This window comes from Polaromonas aquatica (genome assembly GCF_042659145.1).
Taxonomy (GTDB): domain Bacteria; phylum Pseudomonadota; class Gammaproteobacteria; order Burkholderiales; family Burkholderiaceae_C; genus Polaromonas; species Polaromonas aquatica.
The window spans coordinates 366,618-379,976 of record NZ_JBHSRS010000018.1 but is presented as its reverse complement, the minus strand read 5'-3'; the positions used below and the strand labels follow the sequence as shown (position 1 = coordinate 379,976).

The window sequence follows — 13,359 nt, the reverse complement described above, 5'->3', positions numbered from 1 at the left end:
ATGTCAGAAAAGATGGATTTTCATGCCATAAAGGTAAGTTTCGGCGCAACTTTGTATTTAAATCAGGGCCCCGGAAGGCCTGTTGGCTCTGGCACAAAACGTGCACTAGTTCTCGTGAGAGTTTCCCGTTTGCTTTTTAATCATGGAGTTTTTATGAAGCGTTCTATCCAAAAGGGTTTTACCCTGATCGAATTGATGATCGTTGTCGCAATCATCGGTATTTTGGCTGCGGTGGCTCTGCCTGCGTACCAGGACTACACCAAGCGCGCCAAGCTGTCTGAAGTTATTTTGGCGGCTTCTTCCTGCCGTACAACCATCACCGAAGTTTATCAATCGGTGACTGGCAGCTTGCCGCTGGGTGGTTCTTGGGGTTGCGAGTCGACGGTTTCCTCGAGCAAATACGTTAACCGTATCCAGACCAATGATGCCGGCGCGATCAGCGTGCAGGTTTCCGACACCATCAAGGACGACACCATTGCAAACACGTGGATTGCCCTCGTGCCGTCCAGCGCCGGTGGCGGTACGCTGGCTGCTGGTTCCATCATCAAGGCATGGGTTTGCGGTCCAAGCACCGGTTCCGGCACCCCTGTGAAGTTCCTGCCTGGTTCATGCCGCGGTTAAGCTAGGGTTCTCCCTGCAATAAAAAAGCACCTCAGGGTGCTTTTTTATTGGCGGTCCACAATCACACAAGCATCCATTTCCCCGGGGAAAAGTCCAGAAAGTGAAAGCCAGCTTCAATATCCACGACCCGGGCAAGCCCGCCATGCTGATCTACCTGGTTGGTTTTATCTTTTTCGGGCTTCCCTCCCTGATCGGCTACGGCGCCATCCCGCTTGCCAACTTCACGGCCGAAGCGCTGTGCGTGACGGGCCTCGCGCTGATGCTTGCTCTGGCTGGACTGGAAGCCTCCCGGAACCGCAAGGCGCCGCGCGAACTTGCCGTGGCAATAGGCGCTTTCGCCTTGCTGGCGGCTGCTGCCGTGGCCCAGTTTTTTGGCCTGCGCCAAGTGCAGCCGGACGTTTCGCTGGTCCTGCTGGCCTATCTTTTCTGCGCCGGCCTGGCTGTCTGGGTGGGCTGGGCGGTCGCCTCCGGCAATTATGCGGAGCAGTGGTTTGCTGCAGCAGCCCTCGGCCTCGTCGTTGCCGGCGTACTGGCGGCCTTTGCATCGATTGCGCAATATTTCGAGGTCGATGCGCGAATACTCCTGATCTCTCCGGTCAGTGAGGCCGGGAGGACCTTTGGCTTCATTCGCCAGCCCAATCATCAGGGCACTTTTCTGAACCTTGGCCTGATTGGGCTGCTGGTGCTGCAGCTCAGGGGCGCCATCAAAGGCTGGCTGTGGATTGTGTTGAGCGCCATCCTGGTTTTCGGTATCGCAACGACGGGCTCGCGAACGGCCATTCTCCAAATTGCATTTGTATCGCTCAGCGCCGCATGGTTTTGCCGGCGCAACTGGCGCGGCATGGTCAGGGCCCTGTGGCCCCTGTTTCTCATTGCCCTGGTATGGCTGGCGCTGTTTCTTGTCAGCAAGTCAGGAGGCGCTGAGTTCTATGGTGCGCAGAAACTCGGTCAGACCACTTCCGAGGGCATAGGGATGCGCAGTGCGGCATGGCATGAGACGATCAACATGATTGCCCATCATCCGCTGGTGGGCTGGGGCAGCATGCGTTATCCTGCCGCATTTTTCCTCGAAGGTGCCGGGATTACGGTCGGCGTCGGCATGTCCCATTCGCACAACCTGCCTTTGCAGCTGGCCGTTGATTTTGGCCTTCCGCTCGCCATTATTTTCCTGTCCATGCTGGCATTTGTCGTATGGCGGGTGCGAAAACGTTTCGCGACCCCTCATGGTTTTTTTGCCTTTGTCTATCTTGGCTGCCTGCTGATTCACTCGTTTTTTGAGTTTCCGCTCTGGTATGCCTATTTCCTTTTGCCGACCTGCTGGGTTCTCGGCTCCCTCACCGGCAACCCAGCCGCGCAGGCTGCGGACGGCGTACCGGACCCCACTGAACACAAATCGCGATACGGATTTACAGTCCGGGCGACCGCGGCATGCCTCATTGGGGCGCTGACGCTGGGTGTTGCGATGTCCATGAATCGCGATTACTACTCCCTCACGCCGGTTTATGCCCCCGGCCTGGCCTCCACACAGCCGGAACGCTTCAGGGACGCGGAGCGGGTTTTCTGGTTCCGCAGGTTTGCCGATTTCCCGAAACTCCAGATTGAAGCGGTGACGCCCGCAAACGCCGATGCCTACCTCAGGCGCGCCGCGACCATAGGCTGTGTGATGAGCGAAGCCTGGTTCCAGACTGGCACCGTCCTGGCCCTGGCGCAGATGGGGCGCGTGGATGAAGCGAAATGGATCCTCTACATCATCCATCGCATGAGCAACGGCAAGACGGAATATTACAAAAAAGGCGTGGCCGCAAGCACCCTGCCCGCCGCGGCGCAACTCGCGGCTTATCTCGAAAATCCTGTTCCCGTGCCCAAGGCCACGCGCACTTTTGAACAAACCTGTTATCCACCGTCCATGATCAATTGAGGGCGTGTTTGATACGTCAACTGTGTGCGGCCGTCTGGTTGCTGGGGTGGCGCAGTCAGCGAATCAGACTTAAGCAGAAATGAAATTTGCCCCCCCCGTCATTGCCGTGAATGCGCCTGTCGGCATCCTGATGGCCGTACTGGTGTTGCTGCCCTGGCTCAGCCCTCTTGCGCCGGGGCCATCCCCCTCGGTCGTGCCATGGTTGCTGGCCCTTGGCGCCACCGCCGGCTTGTTGCTGTGTCATTCGCTTCTTGCGTGGCGTGGACATGGCGCAGGCCACCGGTCTTTTACCCAGATCTGGGCGGCGCCTGCGGCTTGGGCCTGGGTGATTGCAGGCGCCTTGAGCAGCGTGATGGGCCTGCTGCAGTATTTTGGCGCCACAGCCGGGCTGGAGCCGTGGCTCAACCATGCTCGATTCGGTGAAGCCTTCGCCAATCTGCGCCAGCGCAATCAGTTTGCCACGCTGACCAACGTGGCACTGGCCGCGCTGCTTTGGTTTGCGATGGCCATTTCCTCCAGCCTCCAGGCCGATGCGCTCACCGTCCGGCGCCGCGAGGCCATGGTGCTGGTGGTGACAGGCCTGCTGGCCGTGGGCAATGCCGCATCGCTGTCGCGGACCGGGCTGGTGCAGCTGTTCCTGCTGTGTGCCTTGTGTGCCGTCTGGGGTGGCTGGCGCCTGACCCTGATTCGCCGCATGCTGGTGGTGGCGGTGCTGACGTACGTTGTAGCCACGTTCGTGCTGCCCTGGAGCGCGGGGTTTGATCCTTCCTTGCATGGTATGGCCGCCCGCCTGCGTTCGGGTGATGAAGCCTGTGCCAGTCGCATCACGCTCTGGTCCAACGTGCTCCAACTTATTGCGCAAAAACCATGGCTGGGCTGGGGCTGGGGTGAGTTGGACTACGCCCATTACATGACCCTGTACAGTGGCCTGCGCTTTTGCGAAATCCTCGACAACGCCCACAACCTCCCCCTGCACCTGGCCGTGGAACTGGGCATACCGGTCGCCATGGCGGCCTGCGCTACGCTGGCGTGGTGGGTGATGCGGCAACGTCCGTGGCGTGAGACGGACCCGGCGCGCCAACTGGCCTGGAGTGTTGTGGCCGTGATCCTGCTGCACAGCCTGCTGGAGTACCCGCTCTGGTACGGACCGTTTCAGATGGCCTTCGGCTTGTGTGCCGGATTGCTCTGGTGCCGTCCCGCGCAGGCGGAAAATTCATCCGGCGGCCCGAAAATCCAGCCAAATAGCCACTTGGCAACTGTGTTTCCTGCATGTATTGCTATTTTTTTGATAGTGAGTGTGATCTATGCCGCTTGGGATTACCACCGCGTCAGCCAGATCTACCTGCCGCCGCAGGAGCGTGACGTGGCCTACCGCGACGACACGCTGTCTAAAATCCAGGGTTCCTGGCTGTATGCGGATCAGGCACGGTTTGCGCAATTGATGCTCACGCCGCTTGCGCGTGAAAATGCCAGCTGGACCTTCAACACTGCGAATGCGCTGCTTCACTATTCGCCGGAGCCGCGAGTCATCCAGAAAGTCATCGAGAGTGCAGTGATGCTGGGACTGAACGATGTGGCCATGGCGCATCTGGCACGCTACAAAGCCGCTTTTCCCAACGAGTACGCACAATGGGCTAAGGAAAACTCCAGGTATTTGCCGCTCAAGGCACCTGTTCCCTGAGCGCTTGCGAAATGTGGCGCAGGCGGTGCGCTCCTTTCCTTAGGTCGCCGTGCTCACAAAACTGCCCGACTTGCCACCGTGTTTTTCAAGCACGCGCACGTCAGTGATGGTCATGCCCCGGTCTACTGCCTTGCACATGTCGTAGATGGTTAACAGTGCAATTTGCGCAGCGGTCAGGGCTTCCATTTCAACTCCGGTGGGGCCGATGGTTTCCACTGTGGCACGGCAGTCAATGCTGCTGCTGTTTTCATCAGGGATGAAATCAATCGCCACGCGCGTCAGGGCCAGCGGATGGCATAAGGGGATCAGGTCGCTGGTTTTTTTAGCGGCCATGATGCCGGCAACGCGGGCGATGCCCAGTACATCACCTTTTTTGGCGTTGCCTGCCAGAATGATGGACAAGGTTGACGGATTCATTACGATACGGCCCTGCGCGACGGCAATACGGTGCGTTGCAGCCTTGGCTGCAACATCAACCATATGGGCTTGGCCCTGGGCGTCGAAGTGGCTTAATGCCGGATTGGGCGTCGAAGTGGGCGTCATGCAGTTACAGAACCTTTACAAGCAAGCATCATCATAAGACCATGTTCGAGAATCCGGATTTTTTGAAGGGCCGTCTCAAGGCTTCTGGTATTCATTTGGGCATCAGCCTGACCCTGGCCATACTGGCGGCCTTGCTGGTTTTCCTTGTCTGGTACCCCTACCCCTACCGTGAGATATCTGGTGGGCGCGAGTTGTTTTTGTTATTGGTCACGGTGGATGTGATCATGGGGCCGCTTTTAACACTCGCGATATTTAACCGCAACAAGCCACGCAAAACACTGCAGCGGGATCTTGCCGTTATCGGTCTGCTGCAGCTGTCCGCGTTGGCTTATGGCTTGTGGACGATGGCTGCTGCCCGGCCAGTGCACCTGGCATTTGAGATCGACCGTTTTCGGGTTGTGCATGCCGTGGATATTCCGCCGGACATGCTAAGCCGTGCCCCGGCAGATTTACAGCAATTGCCTTTGACGGGCCCCACCTTGCTGTCCGTGCGGGACTTCAAGGACGCCAAGGAAAATTTCGATGCCACCATGGCGGCCTTGCAAGGTGTTGCTTTGGGCGCCCGGCCCGATTTATGGCAAAGCTATGAAAAGGCCAAACCCCAAGTTTTGGCGAGAGCCCGTCCGCTTGCTGAGTTGAAGACCCGCTTCCCTGACCATACTGGCGATATTGACCGTGCGCTGCAGTCTGCCTCCGCGTCCGCCCGTCCAGGCGCGGCTATTGGCTACATCCCCATGGTCGGGCGCAGCACATTCTGGACGGTTCTCATCGATGCCAACACTGCCGAGGTAATCGCCTTTGTCCCCCTTGATTCGTTCTAGGCCAACTGCATCGAAGCCGCGTGCGGGCATGGGCCGCAGGCTGGGTGGTGGGTTCGGTAAAAGCATCGTTTTTGCGGTCATGGCGCTTGTGGTGTCCAGCAATGGTCCCATGGCCCAGGCGCCGGCCGGCGTGTCCCGGGGCGCGAGTGGTTCGCTGCCCTCTCTCGGCGATAACCTGGAGCTGGCAGCCGGTGCTGAACGGCGCATTGGCGACCGCATTGCCGCCAGCATTTACCGCGACCCGGACTATATCGATGACCCGGTTCTCGGGGACTATGTGCAGACCATCTGGCAGCCCCTGATGACGGCGGCGAAGGCGCGGGGTGAACTTAATCCGGAACTCGCGGAACGGTTCGCCTGGGAGCTTTTTTTGCTGCGTGACCGGAGCATCAATGCGTTTGCCCTGCCCGGCGGGTACTTCGGTGTGCACCTTGGTCTGATCGGTGCGGTGAGCAGCCGGGACGAACTGGCCGCCGTGCTGGGGCACGAGCTCAGCCACGTGACGCAGCGGCATATCTCGCGCCTCATCACACAGCAGGCGCGCATGACGCCGTGGGTGATAGGCGCCATGATTCTTGGTGCGTTGGCGGCCAGCAAGAGTCCGCAGGCTGCGGAGGCGGCGATCATGGGTGGTCAGGCGGTTGCCGTGCAATCGCAGCTTAATTTTTCACGCGACATGGAGCGTGAGGCCGACCGTGTAGGTTTTGGTGTCATGACGGACGCGGGCTTTGACAGCCGGGGCGTCGGCAGCATGTTCGAGAAACTGCAGCAGGCCTCGCGCATCAACGACAACGGCTCCTTTCCGTACCTGCGCTCCCATCCGCTGACGACGGAGCGCATCGCGGAAGCCCAGGCGCGCCTGCAACTGGCTTCACAGAACGCCCCTGCACGCAGCAAGGCCGAGCTTGAAGAGTCGGCCCAGGCCCGGTTTTTGCACGCCATGATGGCGGCACGTGCACGCGTTCTGGCGGACCCGGGTGTGGATGCGCTGCGTGCCATGGTGGCTGAAGCACAGCGCCAGACTTCGGCCGCACAGGCAACCTCCTTCGAGATACGCAATGCAGGGGTTCTTTATGCGGGCGCCCTCGCTGCCGCAAAACTGCGGGATTTCACATTGGCCCGCAGCCTGACGGAGAAACTCAGGACGCTGGCATCGGGCAACGCCCACGCCCTGAATACCGCAGGCCTGCTATCGCTGGAGCTTGACCTGCTGGCTGGTGTTGTCCCTGCAGCAGTGTCCCGGATCGACATTTCCAAAGCCGCCTCGCGTGCAGAGCTCCTGCTACAGGCCCGTGCGTTGCTGGCGGCAGGCCGCGCGCAGGAGGTGGGTGACCGGCTGCTGACGTGGGTGACGGCCCATCCCAGGGATGCGGCGGCATGGCAGCTTCTGGCGGTTGCCTACGGCAACCAGAACCAGAACGTGCGTGCCATTCGTGCAGATGCGGAAGGTCGTGCGGCGCAGCTCGATTACAACGGGGCTCTGGACCGGCTGAGAGCCGCCCAGGCGATGATCAGGAGCAACCCCGGCAGCGCGGATTTCGTGGAGGGCTCCATCATCGACGCGCGTACCCGCCAGCTGGACTCACTGGTTAAAGAACAGGCGCTCCAGGACAAACTCGATCGCTAACTGCAGCACGGAATAAATCAGGGAACCGATCAGGGCCGCACCAAAGCCGCTGACGCTCAGGCCACTGACCAAGCTGGCAGCCGCCCAGAACATCAGGGCGTTGATGACAAACAGAAAGAGGCCCACGGTGACCAGCGTGACCGGCAGGGTCAGCAACACCAGGATGGGGCGAACCACGGTGTTGAGCGCACCCAGTACCGCAGCGGCGACCAGGGCGCCGGTGAAGCTGGTCACCACCACGCCAGAATAAAGATAGGCCACCGCCAGCAAGGCGGCGGCGCTGCAAAGCCATTTGATGATCAGTTTCATGGCTGCAAGAATACCACCGGCAGGCGGTGCCTGGCTGCCCCATGCCTGCAAGGCTCCCCCTGCTTGTCATGCAGAGGGTGCTGGCATTCCGGGGAGGAAGGCCCGGCCTGCTGTATCAGTCAGTCGCCACCAGCAGGCCGGCGCCTGCGAGCGCAGCTACATAACCCAGGGTGCCATTGCTTTCCTGTGCCTGAGCAGCGGTGACCGGTTGCAGGTCATGGCCAAATTTTGGCCGGCGGGCATCGAGCACGCGCGCAACGCCGTATTCCTTCATCAGGGATTCCGTCTGCGCGCACAGGGTGGTTTGCGCCAGCTGTGTCACCACGATGTCGCCGTCCTGTTGCAAAAGCGGCTGCAGTTGGGCAAAGACCTTGTCTGCCCATTTGCCGCGCCAGCTTTCGCGTGCGCTGTGGGTTACCCATTTGCTGGCCCGGTGGGTGACACGCGGTGCGCAACCCACCACAATCCAGCGGGCCGGATTGCGCGCGCCGTCCGCCAGGCGCATCGGCTGCAGCATCTGCAACGCATAACTGGCATCGTCAACGTACACAATGATGTTGTCCATAAAGTTCTCCTTGGGTTATCGTGTTTGTAGAAGGCTTACGGTTGCGCGGGAACTCAATCGGTAGCAAGGGCGTCCTGGCCGGCTTTGGCCCGGCGCGTCGCCCACCAGCCTGCACCCAGCACGCCGGCAACTGCCACGGCGTAGGTCGCCCATTGGGCGGTGATGTGCATGGTCTTGTCGGAAGGCAGTGCATTCGGGCCGCCGTAAACGCCGGCCAGCAGCTGTTCGCCCACAATCATTTTTGCGGCGGTAAACGCGAGCACGGCGGCCCCAATGCTGATGATGACGGGGAAACGCTCCACCAGCCTGAGCACCATGGTGCTGCCAAACACAACAATCGGTACGCTGATAAGCAGGCCAATGACGACCAGGTCAAACGAGCCGTGTGCGGCGCCGGCCACGCCCAGTACGTTGTCAATGCCCATCAGTGCATCGGCGATGACAATGGTTTTCATGGCGCCCCAGAAGGTGCTGGCCACGGGGCCATCGTGTTCTTTTTCGCCCTGGTCCGCCAGCAGCTTGTAGGCGATCCACAGCAGGCCAATACCGCCCACCAGCATCAGGCCGGGGACCTTGAGCAGCCAGACCACGCCGACCGTCATGGCCGCGCGGACAATAATTGCGCCTGCTGCGCCCCAGACGATGGCCTTTTTCTGCAGGTGCGGCGGCAGGTTGCGCGCGGCCAGTGCAATCACGATGGCGTTGTCGCCTGCGAGTACAAGGTCAATCAGGATGATCGCCAGCAGGGCAGACCACCAGGGGGTTGAGAATAATTCCAAGTTCACACTCCATATCAAGTTTCGACGTGAAAGCCCGACGGACAGGCTTCCGGATTCGTTGAAATTGAACAGGTACAGAGGTGTACGGCAGAAGGTTGCCGCGAACGCCTCGATCAAACCTGTTCAGGTTTCAATCGAAGGTCTGGCTCGACATGCAGTGTCGCTGCATGCCCAACAAGCCGGAAGAGTGAACTTCGTACTGACGACTTGTTGTAGCGTTTTTGCTGCTGTGTCTGTTATTAAAAGTAGTGCAGCAAAACCGGGGAGTTACTCCCCTTCGTCCCTCTATTAAACAATAAAACGTGTCTTTTTGCAAATTCCGGGGACAGCTGGCATGTTTGGGGCGTTTGTCACAGGCTGGCGCGGCATCTGCTCCATAATCCACTCCCCTGTCCCGCATACCCCCACTGAATTACCTGAATGGCCGGCATCCACATCACCGATATTGAAGCGGCCATCAATTACTGGCGCGAGAAAAAACCGTCGCCTGACGGCGTGACGCTGGCGCCCGAGTTGCGCGCGCTGGCCGAGGTGTATGCGCTCATGGTTTTTTACCATGAGGACGAAGCCGACGAGACGGGTTTTCCATCAAAGGCACTGGCAGCCTGGCGGGCCTGGTATGACACCACGGCGGACACGCCCTGCATCGCCATCTGCTCGACCAGCCAGGGCGACGAGATGTGCAAGGGTTGCGGCCGTACCTTTGAGGAAGTGCAGCACTGGCCCGCCATGACCCCGGCGGAAAAACGCTGCACCTGGCGGCGCATCACGCAGGAAGACACGGCCTGGCGTTTTGGCCGCTACGCCGACCGGGCGCTTGAAAACGGCAAAAAACCCGAAAGTACGGACCTTTGAGGCCCCTGGTCTCCGTACTGCCTGCATGGTTTGCTATTGATTTTGTAGTGTCGGGCCTATACTAGGTCATGCTCCGCCTTGCCCGCGCTCCCAATATCGCCATTGCAGCGCTGTGGGCCGACGCGCTGAAGCAGGCCGGTTTTTCTGCCAGCGTGCAGCGCTACTTTCTTGGCGGCCTGGCAGGCGAATTGCCGCCCGACCAGTGCTTCCCCGAGGTCTGGTTAACTTATGACCACGAAGAAGCCGGCGCAAAGGCGCTGCTGCACCAGCTGCAAAACATGCCGCAAAGGCGCTGGCTATGCGTGTGCGGGGAAACCGTCGAAGGTGGTTTTGAGCAGTGCTGGCACTGTGGTGCCGACATGCCCACGTCGCAAGACTAAGCGAGGACTAAGCACCGCTCAGCCCGTGCAGTGACAAGCGTGGGGGCTCGTCAGACCCGCTTCGCCAGTTCCGCCGCCATGCCCACATAACTGGCCGGCGTCATCGCCAGCAGGCGGGTTTTTTCGGCTTCTGGAATCTCCAGCGAGCGGATCAGAGCATGCAGGTCTTCGGCCTTGACCGTCTTGCCGCGCGTGACTTCCTTGAGCTTTTCGTACGCGCCCTGTACGCCGTAGCGCCGCATCACGGTCTGTATCGGTTCGGCCAGCACTTCCCATGAGGCGTTCAGGTCGTCCTGCAGCGCTTCGCGGTTGAGCTCCAGCTTGCCCAGGCCGACGCCCAGCGAGTTGTAGGCCAGCACGGCGTAACCCAGGGCCACGCCCATGTTGCGCAGCACGGTGCTGTCGGTCAGGTCGCGTTGCCAGCGGGAAATCGGCAGCTTTTCGCTCAGGTGCTTGAGCAGCGCATTGGCCAGGCCCAGGTTGCCCTCGGCGTTTTCAAAGTCGATGGGGTTGACCTTGTGCGGCATGGTGCTTGAACCGATTTCACCGGCTTTCAGGCGCTGCTTGAAGTAGCCCACGCTGACATAACCCCAGACGTCGCGCGACCAGTCGATCAGGATGGTGTTGGTGCGCGCCACGGCGTCAAACACCTCGGCCATGTAGTCGTGCGGCTCGATCTGAATGCTGTAGGGCTGGAAAGTCAGGCCCAGGCCCAGCGGCTCCGGCGTCTCGATCACCTTGCGGCTGAAGGCTTCCCAGTCAAAGTCAGGCCAGGCCGACAGGTGGGCGTTGTAGTTGCCCACGGCGCCGTTCATCTTGGCCATCAGCTTGACGCCGGCGATTTTTTCGCGGGCATGCACCAGGCGCACCACCACGTTGGCGATCTCCTTGCCAACCGTGGTCGGGCTGGCGGTCTGGCCGTGGGTGCGGCTCAGCATGGGTTCGGCCGCAAAGGCATGGGCCATCTCGCGCATCTGGGCAATCACCTTGTCCAGCGCGGGCAGCAGGACCAGTTCGCGGCTGCTTTTGAGTTGCAGCGCATGGCTGGTGTTGTTGATGTCTTCGCTGGTGCAGGCAAAGTGCACAAACTCGCCGGCGCCCTGCAGTTCCGGCCGGGCCTCAAACTTGGACTTGATCCAGTACTCGACGGCCTTTACATCGTGGTTGGTGGTTTTTTCAATGTCCTTGATGGCCAGTGCGTCGGCTTCCGAGAAATTCTTGACCAGTCCCAGCAAGTAAGTGCGTGCTCCCGGGCTCAATGGCTTGAATTCGGCAAACCCCGCATCCGACAGTGCAATAAACCAGGCGATTTCAACCTGCACCCGGCGGTGCATATAGCCCTGCTCGGACATCAGCGGGCGCAGGGCGGCGAGTTTTTGGGCGTAACGGCCGTCTAGCGGCGACAGGGCGTTGATGGTAGAAAGCGTGGTGGAAGAGCTCATGCCTCAATTGTAGGCGGGTGGGTTTGGATCGTGTCGGCGTGGGGTGGGGCTGACTCGATAGAATGCTGCTTCGCCGCTTTCCCTGTGCCCTGCATATAACAAAGACATCTATGAAACTTATCGGATCCACCGCCAGCCCCTATGTGCGAAAAGTGCGCGTTGTGATGGCCGAAAAAAAGCTCGACTACCAGTTTGTGGAAGAAGACGTCTGGGCTGCAGGCACCAGCATGGCCGACTCCAACCCGCTGGGCAAGGTGCCCTGCCTGGTCATGGAGGGCGGTGAAGCGGTTTTTGACTCCCGGGTGATCGTGGAGTACCTCGACACGCTTTCCCCCGTCGGAAAGCTCATTCCGCAGCAGGGCCGGGAGCGCGCCGAGGTCAAGACCTGGGAAGCGCTGGCCGACGGCCTGATGGACGCCGCCATCCTGGCCCGGCTTGAAGCCACCTGGTCAGGCCGCACGGAGGCCCAGCGCAGCCAGGCCTGGATAGACCGCCAGATGGGCAAGATCCACAACACCCTCAAAGCCATGAGCACAGGCCTGGCCGACAAGCCGTTTTGCAGCGGCATCCACTTCAGCCTGTCGGATGTGGCGGTCGGCTGCGCGCTGGGTTACCTGGATTTCCGTTTTGCCCAGATCGACTGGCGCAGCAGCCATGCCAACCTGGCGAAGCTGCAGGAAAAGCTGGCGCTGCGTGCCAGTTTTGTGGAAACGCACCCGGGCTGAACGCCGGGGCCGGTGACCGGCAAGGGCCATGCAAGCGACCTATCAAGGCTCCTGCCACTGCGGCAACACGCGCTTCGAGGTCGACATGGAACTCGACCATGTGCGCTCTTGCGACTGTTCGGTCTGCCGCCGCCGGGGCGCGCTCATGCACCGTGTGCCCACGCAGGCCTTGCGGCTGCACACACCGCTGTCGGCGCTCACAACTTATGTATGGCACACCGGCACGGCAAAGGATTATTTTTGCCCCGAATGCGGCATCCTGCCCTTTCGCCGGCCCAGCGCCCCCAGCAAGGATGAGCTGGCCGCAGGCATGCAGCCCTTCAGCGGCTGGGCCGTGAACGTGCGCTGCCTGGAGGGTGCTGATCTGGACGCCATTCCTGTCAGGCGCATAGCTGGTAGCAAGCTGCCATAGTCTGCATTTAGCTATCTATTTGATAGCTTGCTGCGCTCATGCCCATTGGGCTGGGGCCTTATTGGGGCTTGAAAATTGCCCCAAAACACGTTCCGGGCGGGCTTTTGGGTGTTCGCAAGCGGGTTTTCAGGCTGGCTGAAGCAAAAAACTGCCTGTTTTGAGCATCAAACAGGCCTTTGGACTCCGTCCCGCCTGCGCAACCAGCTATAAAAACAGTAGCAAATGTTTCACTGCTGCGCGCGCTTTTTCAGCCAGCGCATCAGCCCGCCCAGCAGCGGCAGTTTTTCATACAGCTCTTCGGCCGCGTCCCAGTAGTCGCGGTGAAAGTCCACCAGGCCGTCAGCGGTGAACTTGATGTGCGAGCCGCCGCGTATGGTTTGTGGCGTGGCCTTGTCAAAACCCTTGAAGTAAAACTCGAAGTTCCAGGTCAGAAAACACTGGTCGCCCTGGGCGATGCGGTCGGTGACCACAAAGCGTGGCTGCCTCAGTGCTTCGTACATGTGGCTGAAGATGCCGTGGACTTCAGCCAGGCCGCGCACCTCGTTGAACGGGTCCTTGAAGTAGGCGCCCGGCGTGTAGAACTGGTTGAGCTGGTCCAGGCTGGCGGGCGTCAGGTTCTCAAAAAACGCGACCAGGCGGGCGACATGGGTGTCAAGCTCGGTGTGTGGGTGTTCGGTCATG

15 protein-coding genes are annotated in these 13,359 nt (G+C 60.3%); 9 read left to right on the top strand and 6 right to left on the bottom strand.

What is annotated here, in order from left to right; genetic code table 11:
• The 3 genes from ACFQND_RS10225 (at nucleotide 1) to ACFQND_RS10215 (ending at nucleotide 4,220) form a co-directional block, all read left to right on the top strand.
• Nucleotides 1-621 carry a pilin gene (locus ACFQND_RS10225; protein WP_371437222.1) on the top strand — a complete coding sequence of 207 codons (621 nt, stop codon included), beginning with the start codon at nucleotides 1-3 and terminating at the stop codon, nucleotides 619-621.
• A gap of 100 nt (nucleotides 622-721) precedes the next feature.
• Nucleotides 722-2,539: a PglL family O-oligosaccharyltransferase gene (locus tag ACFQND_RS10220; RefSeq protein ID WP_371437221.1), complete on the top strand. Its 1,818-nt coding sequence runs from the start codon at nucleotides 722-724 to the stop codon at nucleotides 2,537-2,539.
• 79 nt (nucleotides 2,540-2,618) lie between these two features.
• Nucleotides 2,619-4,220: a PglL family O-oligosaccharyltransferase gene (locus tag ACFQND_RS10215; protein ID WP_377413339.1), complete on the top strand. Its 1,602-nt coding sequence runs from the start codon at nucleotides 2,619-2,621 to the stop codon at nucleotides 4,218-4,220.
• 39 nt (nucleotides 4,221-4,259) lie between these two features.
• Here ACFQND_RS10215 and moaC read toward each other — a convergent pair whose 3' ends face one another.
• The gene (gene moaC, locus ACFQND_RS10210; protein ID WP_371437219.1) at nucleotides 4,260-4,763 is read right to left on the bottom strand and encodes a cyclic pyranopterin monophosphate synthase MoaC; all 504 of its coding nucleotides are present in this window, start codon (nucleotides 4,761-4,763) and stop codon (nucleotides 4,260-4,262) included.
• Between moaC and tfpZ the strand changes: the two genes are divergently transcribed.
• Together tfpZ and ACFQND_RS10200 are read left to right on the top strand one after the other, a co-directional pair.
• Nucleotides 4,733-5,584, top strand: a complete 852-nt coding sequence (tfpZ, locus tag ACFQND_RS10205; protein WP_371437218.1) for a TfpX/TfpZ family type IV pilin accessory protein — start codon at nucleotides 4,733-4,735, stop codon at nucleotides 5,582-5,584. The two genes, moaC and tfpZ, sit on opposite strands and share 31 nt — an antisense overlap.
• Nucleotides 5,585-5,612: 28 nt before the next feature.
• Entirely contained in the window at nucleotides 5,613-7,211 is a 1,599-nt protein-coding gene (locus ACFQND_RS10200; RefSeq protein ID WP_377413334.1) for a M48 family metalloprotease, read from the top strand.
• Here the strand turns inward: ACFQND_RS10200 and ACFQND_RS10195 are convergent.
• From ACFQND_RS10195 to ACFQND_RS10185, 3 genes are all read right to left on the bottom strand, one after another.
• Nucleotides 7,167-7,520, bottom strand: coding sequence for a phage holin family protein (locus ACFQND_RS10195; protein WP_371437217.1), 354 nt, complete (start codon nucleotides 7,518-7,520; stop codon nucleotides 7,167-7,169). The genes ACFQND_RS10200 and ACFQND_RS10195 overlap by 45 nt on opposite strands.
• Nucleotides 7,521-7,635: 115 nt before the next feature.
• Nucleotides 7,636-8,085 carry a hypothetical protein gene (locus ACFQND_RS10190; RefSeq protein ID WP_371437216.1) on the bottom strand — a complete coding sequence of 150 codons (450 nt, stop codon included), beginning with the start codon at nucleotides 8,083-8,085 and terminating at the stop codon, nucleotides 7,636-7,638.
• A 53-nt stretch (nucleotides 8,086-8,138) separates the two neighbouring features.
• On the bottom strand, nucleotides 8,139-8,864 hold the full coding sequence (locus ACFQND_RS10185) for a TerC family protein (protein ID WP_371437215.1): 726 nt from the start codon (nucleotides 8,862-8,864) through the stop codon (nucleotides 8,139-8,141).
• A 420-nt stretch (nucleotides 8,865-9,284) separates the two neighbouring features.
• Between ACFQND_RS10185 and ACFQND_RS10180 the strand changes: the two genes are divergently transcribed.
• Entirely contained in the window at nucleotides 9,285-9,719 is a 435-nt protein-coding gene (locus tag ACFQND_RS10180; protein WP_371437214.1) for a DUF3717 domain-containing protein, read from the top strand.
• 68 nt (nucleotides 9,720-9,787) lie between these two features.
• Nucleotides 9,788-10,099 (top strand): DUF2007 domain-containing protein, encoded by a 312-nt coding sequence (locus tag ACFQND_RS10175; protein ID WP_371437213.1) that lies wholly within the window; start codon nucleotides 9,788-9,790, stop codon nucleotides 10,097-10,099.
• 50 nt (nucleotides 10,100-10,149) lie between these two features.
• On the opposite strand, the gene purB is transcribed toward ACFQND_RS10175, so the two are convergent.
• A complete protein-coding gene (purB, locus tag ACFQND_RS10170) occupies nucleotides 10,150-11,541 on the bottom strand; it encodes an adenylosuccinate lyase (protein WP_371437212.1) in 1,392 nt (463 codons plus the stop codon).
• 110 nt (nucleotides 11,542-11,651) lie between these two features.
• Between purB and ACFQND_RS10165 the strand changes: the two genes are divergently transcribed.
• On the top strand, nucleotides 11,652-12,266 hold the full coding sequence (locus tag ACFQND_RS10165) for a glutathione S-transferase N-terminal domain-containing protein (RefSeq protein WP_371437211.1): 615 nt from the start codon (nucleotides 11,652-11,654) through the stop codon (nucleotides 12,264-12,266).
• Nucleotides 12,267-12,294: 28 nt separating this feature from the next.
• A complete protein-coding gene (locus ACFQND_RS10160) occupies nucleotides 12,295-12,678 on the top strand; it encodes a GFA family protein (RefSeq protein ID WP_371437210.1) in 384 nt (127 codons plus the stop codon).
• Between the two features lie 227 nt (nucleotides 12,679-12,905).
• On the opposite strand, the gene ACFQND_RS10155 is transcribed toward ACFQND_RS10160, so the two are convergent.
• Complete coding sequence (locus ACFQND_RS10155) at nucleotides 12,906-13,358, bottom strand: nuclear transport factor 2 family protein (RefSeq protein ID WP_371437209.1); 453 nt, start codon at nucleotides 13,356-13,358, stop codon at nucleotides 12,906-12,908.
• Between the last annotated feature and the right edge of the window lies 1 nt (nucleotide 13,359).

Coding starts and splice junctions, on each gene's coding strand:
- ACFQND_RS10225 (WP_371437222.1), top strand. CDS start 1: ATGTCAGAAAAGATGGATTTTCATGCCATAAAGGTAAGTTTCGGCGCA.
- ACFQND_RS10215 (WP_377413339.1), top strand. CDS start 2,619: ATGAAATTTGCCCCCCCCGTCATTGCCGTGAATGCGCCTGTCGGCATC.
- tfpZ (WP_371437218.1), top strand. CDS start 4,733: ATGCCGGATTGGGCGTCGAAGTGGGCGTCATGCAGTTACAGAACCTTT.
- moaC (WP_371437219.1), bottom strand. CDS start 4,763: ATGACGCCCACTTCGACGCCCAATCCGGCATTAAGCCACTTCGACGCC.
- ACFQND_RS10200 (WP_377413334.1), top strand. CDS start 5,613: ATGGGCCGCAGGCTGGGTGGTGGGTTCGGTAAAAGCATCGTTTTTGCG.
- ACFQND_RS10195 (WP_371437217.1), bottom strand. CDS start 7,520: ATGAAACTGATCATCAAATGGCTTTGCAGCGCCGCCGCCTTGCTGGCG.
- ACFQND_RS10190 (WP_371437216.1), bottom strand. CDS start 8,085: ATGGACAACATCATTGTGTACGTTGACGATGCCAGTTATGCGTTGCAG.
- ACFQND_RS10180 (WP_371437214.1), top strand. CDS start 9,285: ATGGCCGGCATCCACATCACCGATATTGAAGCGGCCATCAATTACTGG.
- ACFQND_RS10175 (WP_371437213.1), top strand. CDS start 9,788: ATGCTCCGCCTTGCCCGCGCTCCCAATATCGCCATTGCAGCGCTGTGG.
- purB (WP_371437212.1), bottom strand. CDS start 11,541: ATGAGCTCTTCCACCACGCTTTCTACCATCAACGCCCTGTCGCCGCTA.
- ACFQND_RS10165 (WP_371437211.1), top strand. CDS start 11,652: ATGAAACTTATCGGATCCACCGCCAGCCCCTATGTGCGAAAAGTGCGC.
- ACFQND_RS10160 (WP_371437210.1), top strand. CDS start 12,295: ATGCAAGCGACCTATCAAGGCTCCTGCCACTGCGGCAACACGCGCTTC.
- ACFQND_RS10155 (WP_371437209.1), bottom strand. CDS start 13,358: ATGACCGAACACCCACACACCGAGCTTGACACCCATGTCGCCCGCCTG.